The organism is Nocardia crassostreae, assembly GCF_001613405.1.
Taxonomy (GTDB): Bacteria; Actinomycetota; Actinomycetes; order Mycobacteriales; family Mycobacteriaceae; genus Nocardia; species Nocardia crassostreae.
In genome coordinates, this window is record NZ_BDCH01000012.1 from 561,371 (window position 1) to 576,873 (window position 15,503).

Sequence of the window (15,503 nt, forward strand, 5' to 3'; positions counted from 1 at the left end):
CGAGCTCCCGGATTCCTCGGGGGTTCAGAAATGGAAGCGCGCGCCGCGCAGATCGACCCGGCCGTCGGTGATGGGGCAGCCTTCCTCGGCCAGCTTGCGCAGCTGCTTGCCCGCCAGATGCGGTGCGGGCGTGCCGTTCGCGCGCAGCACCCGGTGCCAGGGCAGGTCGGCGGCATCGGTGCGCATGATCCAGCCGACCGTGCGCGGGGTGGACAGGCCTGCGGCGGCCGCGATATCGCCGTAGGTGGCGACGCGGCCGGGCGGGATGGATGCCACCAGTTCGCGGACGCGCTCGATATCGGCTTCGGAGGTGGGCATGGCCGGAATCTCCCGGAATCGTCAGAGCGCGGAACGGACGAGGGCGGCGGCTTCGGCCGGGCGGGCCTGGGCCACCATGTGGTCGCAGTCGAATTCGTGCACGGTCAGATTGTCGCCGAGACGGGCGGCCAGCGCGGCCCGGAACGCGGGCGTGACGAAGGGCGGCTGCACCTTCATGGCCTGCACCAGGGTGACCGGCAGACCGGCGGGCGGGAGCACGAACGCGCGGGCGAGCTGGCCCCAGTAGGCGATGATCGCCGGGAAGGTCAGCCGCCACGCCATGCGCCCGTTCGGGGTGGGGATCAGGTGTTCGGCGAGTTCGGCTTCCAGGATCTCGAGGGCGACATCGGCCCAGGCCGTTTCCAGCTTGTCGAAGCGGGCCGCGTCGATATCGGCGTAGTCCGGGTGGTCCACCGTCGCCTGGGCGATGCGCAGCAGCAGGTCCGGATCCAGCGCGATGGCCGGATCCAGCAGGACCAGGCCGCGCACCAGCTCCGGATGCCGGTCGGTCAGGTGCAGCGCCGCGGCCGCGCCGAAGGAATGCCCGAGCGCCACCACCGGTTCGCTGGTCTCGGCGCGCAGCAGCGCCGCGAGATCATCGACGATGGTTTCGAAATCCCACGGCGGCGCGCCGGTCGACCTCCCGTGCCCCCGCAGATCCGGCGCAATAATCCGCACATCGGGCAGATGCTGCTCGGCCAGTGCGCGCCAGCGCCCGCCGTGACCCGTCAGCCCGTGCAGGGCCAGCACCACCGGACCGGTCGAAGGACCGAAATGATGAATATGAAGATCGGACACCCCGCCCATTCTGCTCATGCGCGCCGACAGCCGCGCGGCGCGTGCGGTGAGAGTCGTGTGCTCCGCACAGTGATCGGCGGCACGGTGAACTCATGGCAAACAAAGACTGTCGGGGCGGTCTGTTGAAATAGCTCCCGTGATGCGATCGGATAGCTCGGTGCAGCTGGTGCGCCGGGTCGAGGTGGTCTCCCGTCCGCGGGAGTGGGATGCCGCCATCGCACCGCTGCTCACCGACTTCGAGATCGATCCCGGCTGGCGGCCGTGGCAGGTGCTCGGCGGGCCGGGGACGGGCAAGACGGCGCTGCTGATCGATATCGCGGCGAACCGGATATTGGCGGGGGACGATCCGGAGTCGGTGCTCGTGCTCACCTACTCCAAGCGCGCGGCGAGCACGGTCCGCACCGCCATCACCGCCCGGATCGCGGAGGCCGATCCGGAACTCGGGGGCGTGCCCGGAGCCACCCGGGGTCCGCTGGTGCGCACCCTGCACTCCTATGCGTTCGGGCTGCTGCGCACCCTCGCCGCCACCCACGGCAATCCGCCGCCGCGCCTGCTGACCGGTTCCGAGCAGGACATCGTGGTCCGCGAGATGCTGCGCGGCGAGCTCGCCGACGGCGCGCCCGGCTGGCCCGAGCGCTTGCATCCGGCGCTGGGCGCGGCCGGATTCGCCGAACAGTTGCGCGATCTCATGCTCCGCGCCACCGAACGCGGTCTCGGCCCCGAGCACCTCATCGATCTGGGCCGCACCCACGGCCATGCGGAATGGGTCGCCGCGGGCCGCTTCTTCGAACGCTACGAGCAGATCATGCTGCTGCGCTGGTCGGTCGGCATGGACGTCCCCGAGGCCACCGCCCCCGCCCTGGACGCCGCCGAACTCATCGGCGCCGCCATCGACGCCCTGATCATGGACGCGGACCTGCTCACCGCCGAACGCACCCGCCTGCACAGCATCCTCGTCGACGACGCCCAACACCTGGATCCCCATGCCGCCCAACTGATCCGAGCCATCGGCAGCGGCCTGGCCACCACCGTCGTCGCCGCCGACCCGGACCAGTCCATCTTCACCTTCCGCGGCGCGGACTCCCGCTTCGCCATCGACCCGGACGCCCCGGCCGATCGCCGAATCATGCTGCGCCACAACCATAGATCCGCCCCGGTCATCCAGGAGGTCGCCGACCGCATAACCGCCCGCCTCCCCGGCACGAGCGCCCACCGCACTCCGGTCGGCGCCCGGTTCCTCGACGATGTCGAGCCCGGCGACGAAGCGGCTCGGCCCGGTGCGCAGTCCGAGGGTGAGGTGCGTGTGCAGGTGCTCACCACCCCGGCCAAGGAAGCGGCGCTCATCGCGGACCACCTGCGCCGTGCCCATCTCACGCACGGCGTGCCATGGTCGCGCATGGCGGTAATCCTGCGCTCCGTACCGCTTTCGCTCGCGCCCCTGCGCCGCGCATTGCTCGCCGCCGGTGTTCCGGTACGGCAGCCCCCGGCCGATGTTCCGCTGGCCCGCCGCCGCGGCGCGGCCTGGATGCTGCTCGCACTGCGGGCCGTCACCGCGGGCGACCCGACGCGGGTCCGCAACCCGCGGCCGATTCCGTTCACGGCCGACGATGCCCTGGATCTGCTGGCGGGTCCGCTCGGAGGAGCGGACCAGATCAGCCTGCGCCGCCTGCGTCGCGGTATTCGCCGCACCGTCATCGAATTCGGCTATCCGGACAACGCCTCGGACGAGGATGTCGACGAGCGCGCCGATGTGATTGTCGGAGAACAGGATACGGCGGATCGGTTCGCGGATCTGGATCGGTCGTCGGCGGAGATTTTGCGGGATCTGCTTGTGGGGGAGGGTAATCGGGCGATTCTGGGGCGGCTGACGGATGTGGAGGCCGCGCCCTTGCATCGGGTGTTGAAGGCGCTGGGGCGGGGGTGGAAGGCGCGGCGGGACGGGGGCGGGCTCGAGGATGTGCTGTGGGGGGTGTGGACCGGGTCGAATCTGGAGCGGCGGTGGGTGGGGCAGTCCGAGCGCGGGGGCGCGGTCGGGATGCAGGCCGACAAGGACTTGGACGCGGTGGTGGGGTTGTTCGAGGCGGCGGCCTCCTATGTGGATCGGCTGCCGCACGCCACCGTCGAGGGATTCGTGGAATACCTGGAGCAGCAGGAGATTCCGCAGGACAACGCGCCGCAGACCGATCCGGGGGAGGCGGTGACCATCTGCAGTGCGCACGCGGCGGCGGGGCGGGAGTGGGACACCGTGGCGGTGGCGGCGGTGCAGGAGGGGATCTGGCCGAATCTGCGGCCGCGCGGCACCCTGCTGGGCGTCGAGGATCTGGTGGATCTGGTCGCGGGCGTGCGGGGTGCGGGGGAGAAGGTGAGCCGGGCCGCGCCGCTGCTGGCCGAGGAGCGGCGGCTGCTGCTGGTGGCGTGCAGCCGGGCGCGGCGGTCGCTGCTGGTGACGGCCGTCGAATCCGTCACGGGGGACCAGGATCTGGTGCCGTCGCGCTTCCTGGCCGAGCTCGACGCCGACGCCGAGGACGGGCAGGCGGGGCGGATTCTGCCCGCCGTCGATCCGGGCCGAGCGCTGGCCATGCATGCGCTCATCGCCGAATTGCGCGGTGCGGCCTGCGATCCCGATTCGACGGCGGAGCGGCGGGCGCGGGCAGCGCACGAGCTGGCGCGCCTGGCCAAGGCCGGGGTGCGCGGCGCGCATCCCGCCGACTGGTACGGCACCGCCGAATTGTCCTCCGCCAGTCCGCTGTTCGACAGCGAGGACGGCACCATCAACCTGTCGCCGTCCACGGTGGAACAGCTCAAGACCTGCCCGCTGCGCTGGGCGTTGGAGCGGCACGGCGGCGGTGACGGCGAGAACCCGCACGCGCTCAAGGGAAATCTCGTCCACACCCTGGTGCAGGCCCTCGCCGGTCAGGTTGACGAGGAGCAGGTCAAACACGCCCTCGCCAAGGCGTGGAAGAAGGTCGATCCGAGCGCCCAGCACGGCGAGAACTGGCACTCCCGCGCCGAATTGCGCCGCACCGAGACCATGGTCGACACCTTCCTGGCCTGGCTGCGCAATACCCGCGACGAACTCACCGCCCTCGGCGTCGAGGTCCCCGTGGACTGCATCCTGCCCGCCCGGACGCCGGGCGAACTGCCGGTGCGGATCAGCGGCCGCATGGACCGCCTGGAACGAGATGCCCTGGGCCGCTTCGTCATTGTCGACGTGAAGACCGGCAAGACGCCCATCTCCAAACAGGCCGCGGAGGACCACGCCCAGCTCGCGACCTACCAGGTCGCCGCCGCGGCGGGCGCGCTCGGCGACGGCAAGCCCGGCGGCGCTCGCCTGGTCTACGTGGCCAAACCCTCCACCAAGGAGGGTGCGACCCAGCGCCTGCAGCACGCGCTCGACGACGACGGCATCGACGAATGGCGCGGCGTCATCCACGATGCCGCCGCGGCCTCCAAGGGCCCCAGCTATCTGGCCATGCGCAATGACGGCTGCCGCCACTGCAAGGTCTCCGGCAGCTGCCCCGTGCAGGACACCGGGCGGCAGGTGACCGACGAGTGAACGCCCCACCGCCCAGCGATTCCGAACCCGGGGGCGGCGAGGCGGCGGGTGGCCGCGTCACCCCGCGTCAGCTCGCCGACGCCCTGGGCTTGCCGCCGCCGACCGACGAACAGGCCGCGGTCATCGCCGCCCCCGCCGGACCGACCCTGGTCGTGGCCGGTGCTGGCGCGGGCAAGACCGAGACCATGGCCGCCCGCGTGGTCTGGATGGTCGCCAATGGCCTGGTCGAACCCGACCAGGTGCTGGGCCTCACCTTCACCCGAAAAGCCGCCCAGCAGTTGACCACCCGCATCAGCACCCGCCTGGCGCGGCTGGCGGGCGCGCCCCTGCTCCGGGACATCGACCCCACCGGCCGCCTGCGCGCCCTGCTCACCGGCTCGGAACCGGAGATCAGCACCTACCACTCCTATGCGGGCCGCCTGCTGTCCGAATACGGCCTGCTGCTCCCGGTCGAACCCACCGCCACCCTCCTCACGGAAACCCAGCTCTGGCAGTTGGCCTACCGGGTCGTCTCCACCTGGGACGGCGACCTCGACACCGACCGCACCCCGGTCTCGGTGACCGAAGCCGTCCTCGCCCTCTCCGGACAGCTCGCCGAACACCTGGTGGAACCCCGCCAGTTGGCCACGGCGCACCTGGAATTGGAGCGCCTGATCACCACGCTCCCGGCCGGTCCGCGCCAACGCGGCGGCCCCAAGAAGGCCCTGTTCGACATTATCGAGACCCAGCACGAGCGAGTCGCGTTGCTGCCCTTGGTGAACCGCCTCGCCGAAGAACTCAGCCGCCGCGGCGCTCTCGACTTCGGCGCCCAGATGTCCCTCGCCGCCCGCCTGGCCGCCCGCCACCCCGAGGTCGCCACTGCCGAACAAGCCCGCTTCCGCCTGGTCCTGCTCGACGAATACCAGGACACTGGCCACTCCCAGCGCATCCTGCTCTCCGCCCTCTTCGGCGCGGCCCGCCCGGTCGCGGACGACTCCCCGGCCGACACCGCCGGACAGCCGCTGGCGGTGACCGCGGTCGGTGATCCGATGCAGTCCATCTACGGCTGGCGTGGTGCGTCGGCGGCGAATCTGCCGCGGTTCGCCACCGACTTCCCCGAGGCGCCAGGGGTTCCCGCGCCGATTCTGCCGCTGCTCACCAGCTGGCGGAATCCGCCGGAGGCGCTCGATCTGGCGAATCTGGTGGCGGATCCGCTACGGCTTCGGGCGGCCGAGGGCGGCGGGGTGACGGTGGACGCGCTGCGGCCGCGGCCGGATGCGACGGCCGGGGTGGTGGCCTTGGCGCTGGCGGAAACGGTTGCGGCCGAGCGGGAGTGGCTGGCGGAGCGGATCGCCGCCGAATGGGAGGCCAAGGCAGACGCGGGGGAGTCGCCGCCCACGTCGGCGGTGCTGGTGCGGCGGAACGCCGATGCGGCCCCCCTGGCGGAAGCCTTGCGGGAGCGCGGGTTACCGGTGGAGATCGTGGGTCTCGGCGGGCTGCTGCACACGCCCGAAGTGGCCGATATCGTCGCGACGTTGCGATTGATCGCGGATCCGTCGGCGGGGAGCGCGGCGGTGCGGATTCTGACCGGGGCGCGCTGGCGGATCGGGGTGGCCGATATCGCGGCGCTGTCGAAACGGGCTCGGGAGCTGTCGATTTCGCGGCCCGGCGGGAGGAATCCGGAGATCGCGGATGCGGCCGGACTGGACGAGGCCCTGCGGGAGGTCGCGCCGGAACCGGCGGAGCGGGCGGGGCTCGGCGATGCCATCGCGGATCCCGGTGGGGCGGACCAGTATTCGGAGAACGGGTTCGCGCGGATCACCGCGCTCGGTGCGGAGCTGGGCGCCCTGCGGGAACGCGCCGGGCAGTCCCTGCCGGAGTTGGTGGCGGATGTGGAGCGGACCATCGGCGTGGGCGTGGAGACCCAGACGCGGCGGGCCATGGCCGCCGCCGGGCGCGAGCATCTGGACGCCTTCGCCGACGTGGTGGCCGGATACGCCGCCGACCATCGCTCCTCGCTGGCCGGTCTGCTCGACTTCCTCACTGCAGCGGAGGAAGTCGAGGGCGGTCTGGAACCGGGCGAGGTGGAGGTCGCGCACGATCGCGTGCAGGTACTGACCGTGCACGCGGCCAAGGGACTGGAATGGGAGGTGGTGGCCGTCCCGCACGTGGTGGACGGCACCTTCCCGTCCGGCACCGGAACCACTACCTGGATGGGCGCGCTCGCCGAACTGCCCACCACCCTGCGCGGCGACCGGCAGCAGGACGACGCGGGCGACGGCGTCCCCGTGCTCGATCTGTCCGAGGTGTACGACCGCGCCGACCTCGAACACGTTCTCGACGAACACAAGAAGGCCCTCGCCCGCCGCCGCCTCGACGAGGAACGGCGGCTGTTCTATGTCGCCCTCACCCGCACCGAGCGGGTGCTCTACGTCTGCGCGCACCACTGGGCGGAGACCGGGTCGAAACCCAAGGGGCCCTCGGACTTCCTGCTCGAGCTGAAGCAGGCCACCGAGATTCCGGGCACGGCGCTGTCGCGGGCGGTGCGCATCGACCGCTGGGACGATCCGCCGCCCCCCGACGCCGTGAACCCGTTCACCGACAATCCGCCGACGGCGTACTGGCCGCGCGATCCGCTCGGCGCGCGGCGCGAATCCGTCGAGCAGGGTGCGGCATTGGTGAACGCGGCCCTGCTGGCCCTGCGCGCCGCCGACCGGCCGCAACAGGCCGCATTCGACTTCGGCCCCGAATTCGGCGATCCGGCAGCGGATTCCGCCGAAGAGACGGATCCCGAGGGCTGGACCACCGACGTGGATGCCCTCATCGCCGAACACCTCGCCGCCGAACAGGCCGTCCGGGAGGTCGAACTGCCCGGCCAGCTCGCCGCCACCGCGCTCGTCGACCTGCGCTCGGATCCGGCGAAACTCGCCGCGCGCCTGCGCCGCCCGCTGCCGTACCCGCCCAGCCCGTTCACCCGCCGCGGCACCGCCTTCCACGCCTGGGTGCAGCGCTGGTTCGGCGCGGGCCGGTTGCTCGGCTTCGAGGAACTGCCCGGTGCGGCCGACACCAGCGATACCGACGCCGAACTCATGCGCCTGCAGGATGCGTTCCTGTCCTCCCCGTGGGCCGACCGCAATCCGATCGAGGTCGAGGTCTCCTTCGAAACCACCCTGGCGGGCACCGTGATTCGCGGCCGCATGGACGCCGTCTTCCAGGAGCCCGACGGCCGCTGGATCATCGTGGACTGGAAGACCGGCGGCGAACCCACACCCGCCGAAGAGGAATCGGTGGCCGTCCAGCTGGCCGTCTACCGCCTGGCCTGGGCCCGCCTGGAGGCCGCCCGCACCGGCCGCCCCGAGGTCGAACTGCTGGCCCGCACCGGCGCGGCCTTCCACTATGTCCGCACCGGCCGCACCATCGCCCCCGACCATCTCCCGGGTCCCGATGAACTGGCCCAACTCATTACGGCCGCCGCACCGCAGAGCCCGCCCGCGCCGGAACCGGAGGCGGACGAGACCGAGCCGCCACCGGATTTCGAGCCGCCACCGGATCCGGAATTACTGCCCCCGGATTCGTTCGAGTAGGGCGACGCGCCCTCGCCGAACTCCCGTTGCCGCGCGTCGCCGGGTACGCTCCGTGCCTGTGCCGCAGGTAGAAATCCCCGAAATGGCTGGTGATTCGCGTGTTCGGTGAACCATCGCGCCGACTGGGCCGGATCACCGACCGCCCGGACTTCGCGCTCGTCGGTATTCTGCGGATTCCGGCGCACGAGGCCAGCCCGTGGCGGCTACTGGTGCGCCGGGTGCTGCTGGCGGTCATGCTGCTGGTGCTGGCCACGCTGGTGGTGTTCGTGGGCCGCGACGGCTACCACGACAATGCGGGCGGCGAATTGTCGCTGCTGGACTCGGCCTACTACGCCACGGTGTCGCTGTCGACCACCGGCTACGGCGACATCACGCCGTTCACCCCGCGGGCGCGCCTGGTCAATATCTTCGTCATCACCCCGCTGCGGGTGCTCTTTCTCATCGTCCTGGTCGGCACCACCCTGTCGGTGCTGACCGAACGGTCCCGGCAGGCTCTCAAGATTCAGCGATGGAGGCGCAGCGTGCGCAATCACACCGTGGTCATCGGCTACGGCACCAAGGGCCGCACCGCCGTCGACGCCATGCTCGGCGACGGCGTGAAACCGGCCGACATCGTGGTGGTGGACACCGATCCGCAGGTGCTGGAGGCGGCGGCCAATGCCGGTCTGGTGACCGTGCACGGTTCGGCCACCCGCTCCGATGTGCTGCGGCTGGCGGGCGTGCAGCACGCGTCCTCCATCGTGGTCGCCGCCAATCGCGACGACACGGCCGTCCTGGTGACTCTCACCGCCCGCGAAATCAATCCCAAGGCAAAGATTTCCGCCGCCGTGCGCGAGGCCGAGAACACCCACCTGCTGCGCCAGTCCGGCGCCGATTCGGTGGTGGTCTCCTCCGAGACCGCCGGGCGCCTGCTCGGCATTGCCACCACCACACCCAGCGTGGTGGAAATGGTCGAGGACCTGCTCACCCCCGAAGCCGGATTCGCCATCGCCGAACGCGACGTGGAACCGGAGGAAGTGGGCGGTTCCCCCCGCCACCTGCGCGATATCGTGCTGGGCGTGGTCCGCAACGGCACCCTCGTCCGCGTCGGCGAGGAAGAGGTCGACGCCCTCGAATCCGGCGACAAGCTGCTCTACATCCGCCGCGTCCACGTCTGACCCGTCACCCGGCACGGCTAGTCTCGAACCGTGTCAGGTTTTCAGCTGAATGCGGTTCCGGTCCTTTCGCGTACGACTCTGGATCGGGCGGAGCATCTTCGCAGCGATGAGCAGGCCCTCAAAGAGGGCTGGGGGCAAGCCAAACTCGTGCGTATGACCAAGCGCGGGCAGGTGCGGATCGCGAACGGCACGGTCGTGCTGGACGCCGCCACCAGCCTCGCCGCGGAACCGGCCCCGGAAGCCGTATTCCTGGGTGTCGACGGTGCGACCCACCTGTGGGCGGTGCGGGACAACGACATCGACGGCGACCTGGCCGATCTGCGGGCCGTGGGCGTCACCCTGGACCTCGACGATTTCGGCACCGGCCTGCTCTCGACCGTCATCGCCCTGCTGAACTGGCACGACAAGGCCCGCTTCAGCGCCGCCGACGGCACCCCCACCGTGCCCAGCTCCGCCGGGTGGTCGCGCACCAGCGAATCCGGGTACGAGGAATTCCCGCGCATCGATCCGGCCGTCATCTGCCTCGTCCACGACGGCGGCGATCGGGTGCTGCTGGCCCGTCAGCACACCTGGCCGCAGGGCTTGTTCTCGCTGCTGGCCGGTTTCGTGGAGACTGGTGAATCCCTGGAACGCTGTGTGGAACGCGAGATTCGCGAGGAGGTCGGCGTCGATGTCGGCGAGATCCGCTATCTCGGCAGCCAGCCCTGGCCGTTCCCGCGCTCGCTCATGCTCGGCTTCACCGCGGTCGCGGATCCCGCGCAGCCGTTGACCTTTCACGACGGCGAGATCACCGAGGCGCACTGGTTCACCCGCGCCGAGGTGCGCGAAGCGCTGGCGGCGGGCTCCTGGGGCCGCGATGCCGCGGGCGAACTGGACGCGAATACCGAACGCCGCCTGTTGCTTCCGGGGTCCATTTCGATTGCGCGCACCATCGTCGAATCCTGGGCTGCCACTGATTGATTGATTCTTATTGGACAATTCGGGTTCTCTCGAGCAAGATCATGCATGGCTTCGTATTCGGAAGCCTTTTCTTGATGGGGAGATTCTCGATGTCTGTATGGCGTAAGGCCGCCGTCGTCGTCGCTTCTGCGGCGGCGCTCATGTCCCTGGGTTCGGCGGCGGCGAATGCCGAGCGCGGGCCCGACGGCCGCCTCTACGGCGCAATTGCCGTGAGCACCTTGAACAATGACAACAGCTGGGGCGCGGCCTGGAACTACCCGAACCAGGGTGAGGCCAATGGCAGCGCGCTCGACGAATGCGGCGGCAGCTGCAAGGTCCTCGTGGAATTCAACGAAGGCTGCGGTTCGGTCGCCTAGAGCGAGGACGGCCTGCGCTTCTACGGCGGCTACGGCAGCACCCCCGCCGCCGCCGAGCAGATGGCGCTGAACAGCCTGGCAGGCATCAAGCCGCAGCTGCCGTTCCCGTTCACCGGGTCCAGCCAGCCGGAGCGCGGCACCATCCTGGTGACCAAGTGCACCGACGGACACTGATCCGCTAGCAGTCGAAGAAGCCGCATCCGTCATGGGTGCGGCTTCTGTCGTTTCCGGACGCGAGGTCCCGGGGCTCAGCCGATGGCGGCGAGCGCTTCCTTCACCTGAACCAGGCTCGGATTGGTGGCGGTGGACCCATCCCGGTATTTCACCGTCGGCACCACATGATTGCCGTTGTTGACGCTGCCCACGAATTCGGCGGCATCGGGATGGTCTTCGATATCGATCACCTCGTACGTGATCCCGGCCTCATCGAGCTGCTTCTTGAGCCGTCGGCAATAGCCGCACCAGGTGGTCGAGTACATCGTCAGGTCCGTTGCAGTCACGGAGGGTGCAACGAGATCACCCGGGATCATGTTCCCGCCTTCGCCCGGATCTGCCACAGCAGCGCCCAGCCGACCAACGCGGCAATGGCGTATACCAGGATCACCGGGGCGATGCGGGGCGCGAAGAATCCGAGGGCGACCGCGATGAGCGCACAGGGGAGAAGATAGAGCGCGAATGGCGCGCAGATCGGCGCGTGCGTGCAGACCGGCCACGGCGGTGACGGCGAAATAGGCCGCCGCCCCACCGCACAACAGCCAGCCGATGCCCGCCGACAGATGGTGCGGCGCGTGGCTGATGGTCAGGCCCAGGGCGGCCGCCATGGTGACGATCGCGCCGGTAATGGCGCAGTGCGCGGCCATCACATGCTGCCAGGGGACGCGGTCACCGGAGTGGGTGTTCTCCAGGAGACGCGGGATGAAGCCGCAGGTCAGCGTCGATGCCCACAGCCCGGCCAGTAGTAGAAAGGCGCCGATGCCGAGGAGCACCACCGTGGCGGTCCAGGCGACCGCGCCCACCGCGCCGATGGCCGTGATGAAGCCCTCGCCGAGCACGATGATCACGTACAGGCCCAGCCGCTCGCCCAGGTGTTCCGGATCGGCGTGCAGCGCTACGAGTTTCGGGGTCTCCATACCGTCGAATCGCCGCCACCGCGGTCCCTGTCGCTCCTGCCGCCCCCGGCGCAACCTGCCTTCCAATGCCTGCTGCGCTCCGGCCAGCATGCGCTCGCCGCTGACCGCGAACATGAGCCACAGGTCCACCACCAGGCCCGCGGTCCACAGCCAGTACTTCCACGGCTCGGGCACCCAGAGCGAGACGATCCACGGCAGCACGCCCACGGTCAGCTGCGCGACCGGCCAGTCTACCACAATGCGCCCGCGCCCCCACACCTGCGCCGTGCCGATCCGCAGCAGCACATAGGCGGCCGCGAACGTGGTCGAGTGCCGGTCCGGAATCCCGGCCACGGCCGCGCCCATGACGCCCAGCCCGAACATGGCCGCCAGCATGAGCGGCTGCCGAGTCCGGTCTCGGGCAATATTGCTGTACAGCGTGATACATGCCCAAGCCGTCCAAAAGGCCAAGTAGAGCACCAGATAGAGCGCGAAATCCGGCAGCCCGGGCTCATCGTGCAGCAGATGGGCGAGCTGATTGATGCCCGCCACCGCCACCAGATCGAAGAACAGCTCCATCCACGTCGCGCGGCGGTCGTGGTTCGCGGGTGCTTCGTCGGCCACCGTCGCACGCTAACCGGTCCTGAACTCCGGATATGCGAGCGACGGCGAGTGTCGCCCGGTCGCGCCCAACTGGTTCGGCCACGGCGTGGCACTCGCGGCCGAATCGGCCAGCCGCACGGCCGTGCCGCGGTGGGGGCAGAGCTTCGCACTCGGGTCGATTGTTGTGGGCTCGAGGGGGTTGACCCGCCACCGACCCGCCGCGCACGGCAAGTACCTGTCCGGGCCGTCGCTGTCGGAGGTGGCTGTCATGATGGTGCGCGTGACTGCCGCGCCGACTGAGCCGAAGCTCGCGCTCGACGAACTCGATGCCGAGCAGGCGGCGGCCGTGCGCGCGCCGCGCGGGCCGGTCTGTGTGCTGGCGGGCGCGGGGACGGGCAAGACCCGCACCATTACTCATCGCATCGCGTATTTGGTGTCGGCCGGGCATGTGAAGGCCGATCAGGTGCTGTCGGTGACATTCACGGCGCGGGCGGCGGGGGAGTTGCGGAACCGGCTGCGGGCGCTGGGACTCGGCGGGGAGGCCGGGCAGGTGCAGGCGCGCACGTTTCACGCGGCGGCGCTGCGGCAGCTCAAATACTTCTGGCCGCAGGTCGTGGGGGATGTGCCATGGCGGTTGATCGACAGCAAGTTCCCCATCGTGGCGCAGGCCGCGAATCGGGCGGGTCTGTCCACCGATACCGAGACCCTGCGCGATCTGTCGAGTGAGATCGAATGGGCCAAGGGCTCGCTCATCGCGCCGGAGGATTACGCCGCCACGGTGGCCCGGCTCCAGCGTGACGCGCCGTACGAGGCGTCGAAGGTCGCGGCGGTGTACGCCGGGTACGAATCGCTGAAGACCAGCGCGGACGGACTGCTGCTGGATTTCGACGATCTGCTGCTGCACACCGCCGCCGCGCTCGAGGACTATCCGTCGGTGGCCGAGGAGTTCCGCGGGCGCTACCGGTGTTTCGTGGTCGACGAATATCAGGACGTCACGCCGCTGCAACAGCGCGTGCTCGACGCCTGGCTCGGCGATCGCGACGATCTGACCGTGGTCGGCGACGCCAACCAGACCATCTACTCATTCACCGGGGCCAGTCCCGCCTTCCTGCTGGATTTCTCGCGCCGCTTCCCGGAGGCGGCGGTGGTGCGGCTGGAACGCGACTACCGGTCGACCCCGCAGGTGGTGTCCCTGGCCAACCGGGTGATCGGGGCGGCGCGCGGGCGCATCGCCGGGACCCGGCTGCAGCTGATCGGCCAGCGCGCGGACGGTCCGGAACCGGTCTTCGCCGAATACGACGACGAGCCCGCCGAGGCCACCGCGGTCGCCAAGGCCATTGCCGAACTCCTGGGCCAGGGCGCGCCCGCCGCGGAGATCGCCGTGCTCTACCGCATCAATGCCCAGTCCGAGGCCTACGAGCAGGCGCTGACCGAGGCCGGGATTCCGTGCCAGGTGCGCGGCGGCGAAGGCTTCTTCGCGCGGCCCGAGGTCCGCCAGGCCGTCCAGGCCCTGCGGCAGGCGGCCGCCCGCGACGATCTGCCCGATGCGCGCGGCGCCGATCTGGTCACCCTGGTCCGCGCGGTACTGGCCAAGCTCGGTCTCACCAAGGAGGAGCCCGCGGGCGTGCAGGCCCGCGAACGCTGGTCCTCGCTGGTCGCGCTGGTGCAGCTGACCGAGGAGCTCACCGGCCACGATGCCGATCTCGAACTCACCGGACTGCTGAGCGAACTCGCCGCCCGCGCGGAGGCCCGGCACCCACCGACCGTGCAGGGCGTCACCCTGGCCTCGCTGCACGCGGCCAAGGGCCTGGAGTGGGATGCGGTATTCCTGGTCGGGCTGGCCGACGGGACGCTGCCCATCCAGCATGTGCTCGGCCCCGACGGCTCGGTGGCCGACGAGGCATCCCTCGAGGAGGAGCGCCGACTCCTCTATGTAGGCGTCACGCGCGCCCGCGAGCATCTGCACCTGTCCTGGGTGCTGGCCCGCTCCGAGGGCGGCCGCAAGGTCCGCCGCCGGTCGCGTTTCCTCATCGGCCTGGTGCCCGACGACTCCCCGGCCTCGCGCATCGCCCAGCACACCACCGATCGGCGCGGCCCCAAACGGGTGCATCCGACCTGCCGGGTGTGCGGCCGTCCGCTGCTGAACACCCAGGCCACCATGCTCGGCCGCTGCTCGCGCTGCCCGGCCGATGTGGATCCGGAACTGCTGACCGCGCTGCAGGAGTGGCGCAAGGACAAGGCCGACGAGCTGAAGCTGCCGCACTTCGTGGTCTTCAGCGATACGACGCTGACCGCCATTGCCGAGCAGCGTCCCGCCGATGACAGGGCGCTGGTCGCCATTCCGGGCATCGGCGCCAAGAAGCTACAGACCTACGGTGCAGACGTTTTGGCCATCGTCCGTTCTCGCATACGGGACCGGTAGTGCGCAAGACCGCAAAACTGCTGGTCAAAAATAGGTTGTGCGCATTCGTATGACTCCCTAGGGTGGTTGGCATGCACCCGGGAGGGTTCCCGGTGCGCATTTGACATAACGGCAAACGAGTACAGGAGGGAGGCAGACCCGTGTTGAACATTACGAGCACCGTATCGACGCACGCTATCCAGAGCGTTGTGGCGATGTCGCGCGCACTGTGCGATATGTCCGCCTCCCGGGGGATCCTCGCTTCGCAGCAGGGGATTCGTCTGTCCAGCGGTAGCGATCTGGGCGTTCAGGTCTTTGCAAGCAAAGTGCAAGCGCCCGAGCACAAGATCGTGATCAAGCAGGACGAGCCCATGGGGGCATGGCATCTGGCCGACGCATATCGCGCCGCCGGCGTCTCCGCAGCGGAATCCGGAACCAACCCGGCAGATCTGCTGACAGTCCGCCTCCGTAACACCCACCTAGCGACCGTGAACAGGAGTCGACACCGAAGTCGACTCAGGTAGGGACCTACTCCCAGGACCTCTGGCCACGGATCGCCCGAAAGCGAAACCGTGGCCATATTTGTATCGGCCTCCAGCCACCGGCAGCGGTTTCGCCAAACCGAAGTAACGACCGCTGCACGAGCTGAAGGAGACCGACGTGTCCACCACGGTTACCCGTG

10 protein-coding genes and 1 pseudogene are annotated in these 15,503 nt (G+C 69.9%); 7 read left to right on the forward strand and 4 right to left on the reverse strand.

What is annotated here, in order from left to right:
- Positions 1–24: 24 nt before the first annotated feature.
- Together NC4_RS09405 and NC4_RS09410 are read right to left on the reverse strand one after the other, a co-directional pair.
- Entirely contained in the window at positions 25–318 is a 294-nt protein-coding gene (locus NC4_RS09405) for an MGMT family protein (protein WP_067535074.1), read from the reverse strand.
- Positions 319–339: 21 nt separating this feature from the next.
- Entirely contained in the window at positions 340–1,125 is a 786-nt protein-coding gene (locus NC4_RS09410; protein WP_067535077.1) for an alpha/beta hydrolase, read from the reverse strand.
- A gap of 130 nt (positions 1,126–1,255) precedes the next feature.
- On the opposite strand from NC4_RS09410, the gene NC4_RS09415 reads away from it, so the two are divergent.
- The 5 genes from NC4_RS09415 (at position 1,256) to NC4_RS09435 (ending at position 10,708) form a co-directional block, all read left to right on the forward strand.
- Positions 1,256–4,672 (forward strand): ATP-dependent helicase, encoded by a 3,417-nt coding sequence (locus NC4_RS09415; RefSeq protein ID WP_067535079.1) that lies wholly within the window; start codon positions 1,256–1,258, stop codon positions 4,670–4,672.
- Entirely contained in the window at positions 4,669–8,235 is a 3,567-nt protein-coding gene (locus tag NC4_RS09420; RefSeq protein ID WP_281186260.1) for an ATP-dependent helicase, read from the forward strand. Before NC4_RS09415 ends, NC4_RS09420 begins: the two co-directional genes overlap by 4 nt.
- A 98-nt stretch (positions 8,236–8,333) precedes the next feature.
- Complete coding sequence (locus NC4_RS09425) at positions 8,334–9,392, forward strand: potassium channel family protein (protein ID WP_067536088.1); 1,059 nt, start codon at positions 8,334–8,336, stop codon at positions 9,390–9,392.
- Between the two features lie 30 nt (positions 9,393–9,422).
- Positions 9,423–10,352: an NAD(+) diphosphatase gene (nudC, locus tag NC4_RS09430; RefSeq protein ID WP_067535081.1), complete on the forward strand. Its 930-nt coding sequence runs from the start codon at positions 9,423–9,425 to the stop codon at positions 10,350–10,352.
- An 89-nt stretch (positions 10,353–10,441) separates the two neighbouring features.
- On the forward strand, positions 10,442–10,708 hold the full coding sequence (locus tag NC4_RS09435; RefSeq protein WP_169814752.1) for a DUF4189 domain-containing protein: 267 nt from the start codon (positions 10,442–10,444) through the stop codon (positions 10,706–10,708).
- 248 nt (positions 10,709–10,956) lie between these two features.
- On the opposite strand, the gene NC4_RS42345 is transcribed toward NC4_RS09435, so the two are convergent.
- Positions 10,957–11,208, reverse strand: a complete 252-nt coding sequence (locus NC4_RS42345; RefSeq protein WP_281186269.1) for a mycoredoxin — start codon at positions 11,206–11,208, stop codon at positions 10,957–10,959.
- Positions 11,209–11,442: 234 nt separating this feature from the next.
- Positions 11,443–12,396, reverse strand: a pseudogene (locus NC4_RS42350) (low temperature requirement protein A); the annotation flags it as partial.
- A 295-nt stretch (positions 12,397–12,691) separates the two neighbouring features.
- Here NC4_RS42350 and NC4_RS09445 point away from each other — a divergent pair.
- Entirely contained in the window at positions 12,692–14,842 is a 2,151-nt protein-coding gene (locus NC4_RS09445) for an ATP-dependent DNA helicase UvrD2 (RefSeq protein WP_157554543.1), read from the forward strand.
- A 140-nt stretch (positions 14,843–14,982) separates the two neighbouring features.
- Complete coding sequence (locus NC4_RS09450) at positions 14,983–15,345, forward strand: hypothetical protein (RefSeq protein WP_067535088.1); 363 nt, start codon at positions 14,983–14,985, stop codon at positions 15,343–15,345.
- Positions 15,346–15,503 lie beyond the last annotated feature (158 nt).

Coding starts and splice junctions, on each gene's coding strand:
- NC4_RS09410 (WP_067535077.1), bottom strand. CDS start 1,125: ATGGGCGGGGTGTCCGATCTTCATATTCATCATTTCGGTCCTTCGACC.
- NC4_RS09435 (WP_169814752.1), top strand. CDS start 10,442: ATGTCTGTATGGCGTAAGGCCGCCGTCGTCGTCGCTTCTGCGGCGGCG.
- NC4_RS09405 (WP_067535074.1), bottom strand. CDS start 318: ATGCCCACCTCCGAAGCCGATATCGAGCGCGTCCGCGAACTGGTGGCA.
- NC4_RS09445 (WP_157554543.1), top strand. CDS start 12,692: ATGGTGCGCGTGACTGCCGCGCCGACTGAGCCGAAGCTCGCGCTCGAC.
- NC4_RS09415 (WP_067535079.1), top strand. CDS start 1,256: ATGCGATCGGATAGCTCGGTGCAGCTGGTGCGCCGGGTCGAGGTGGTC.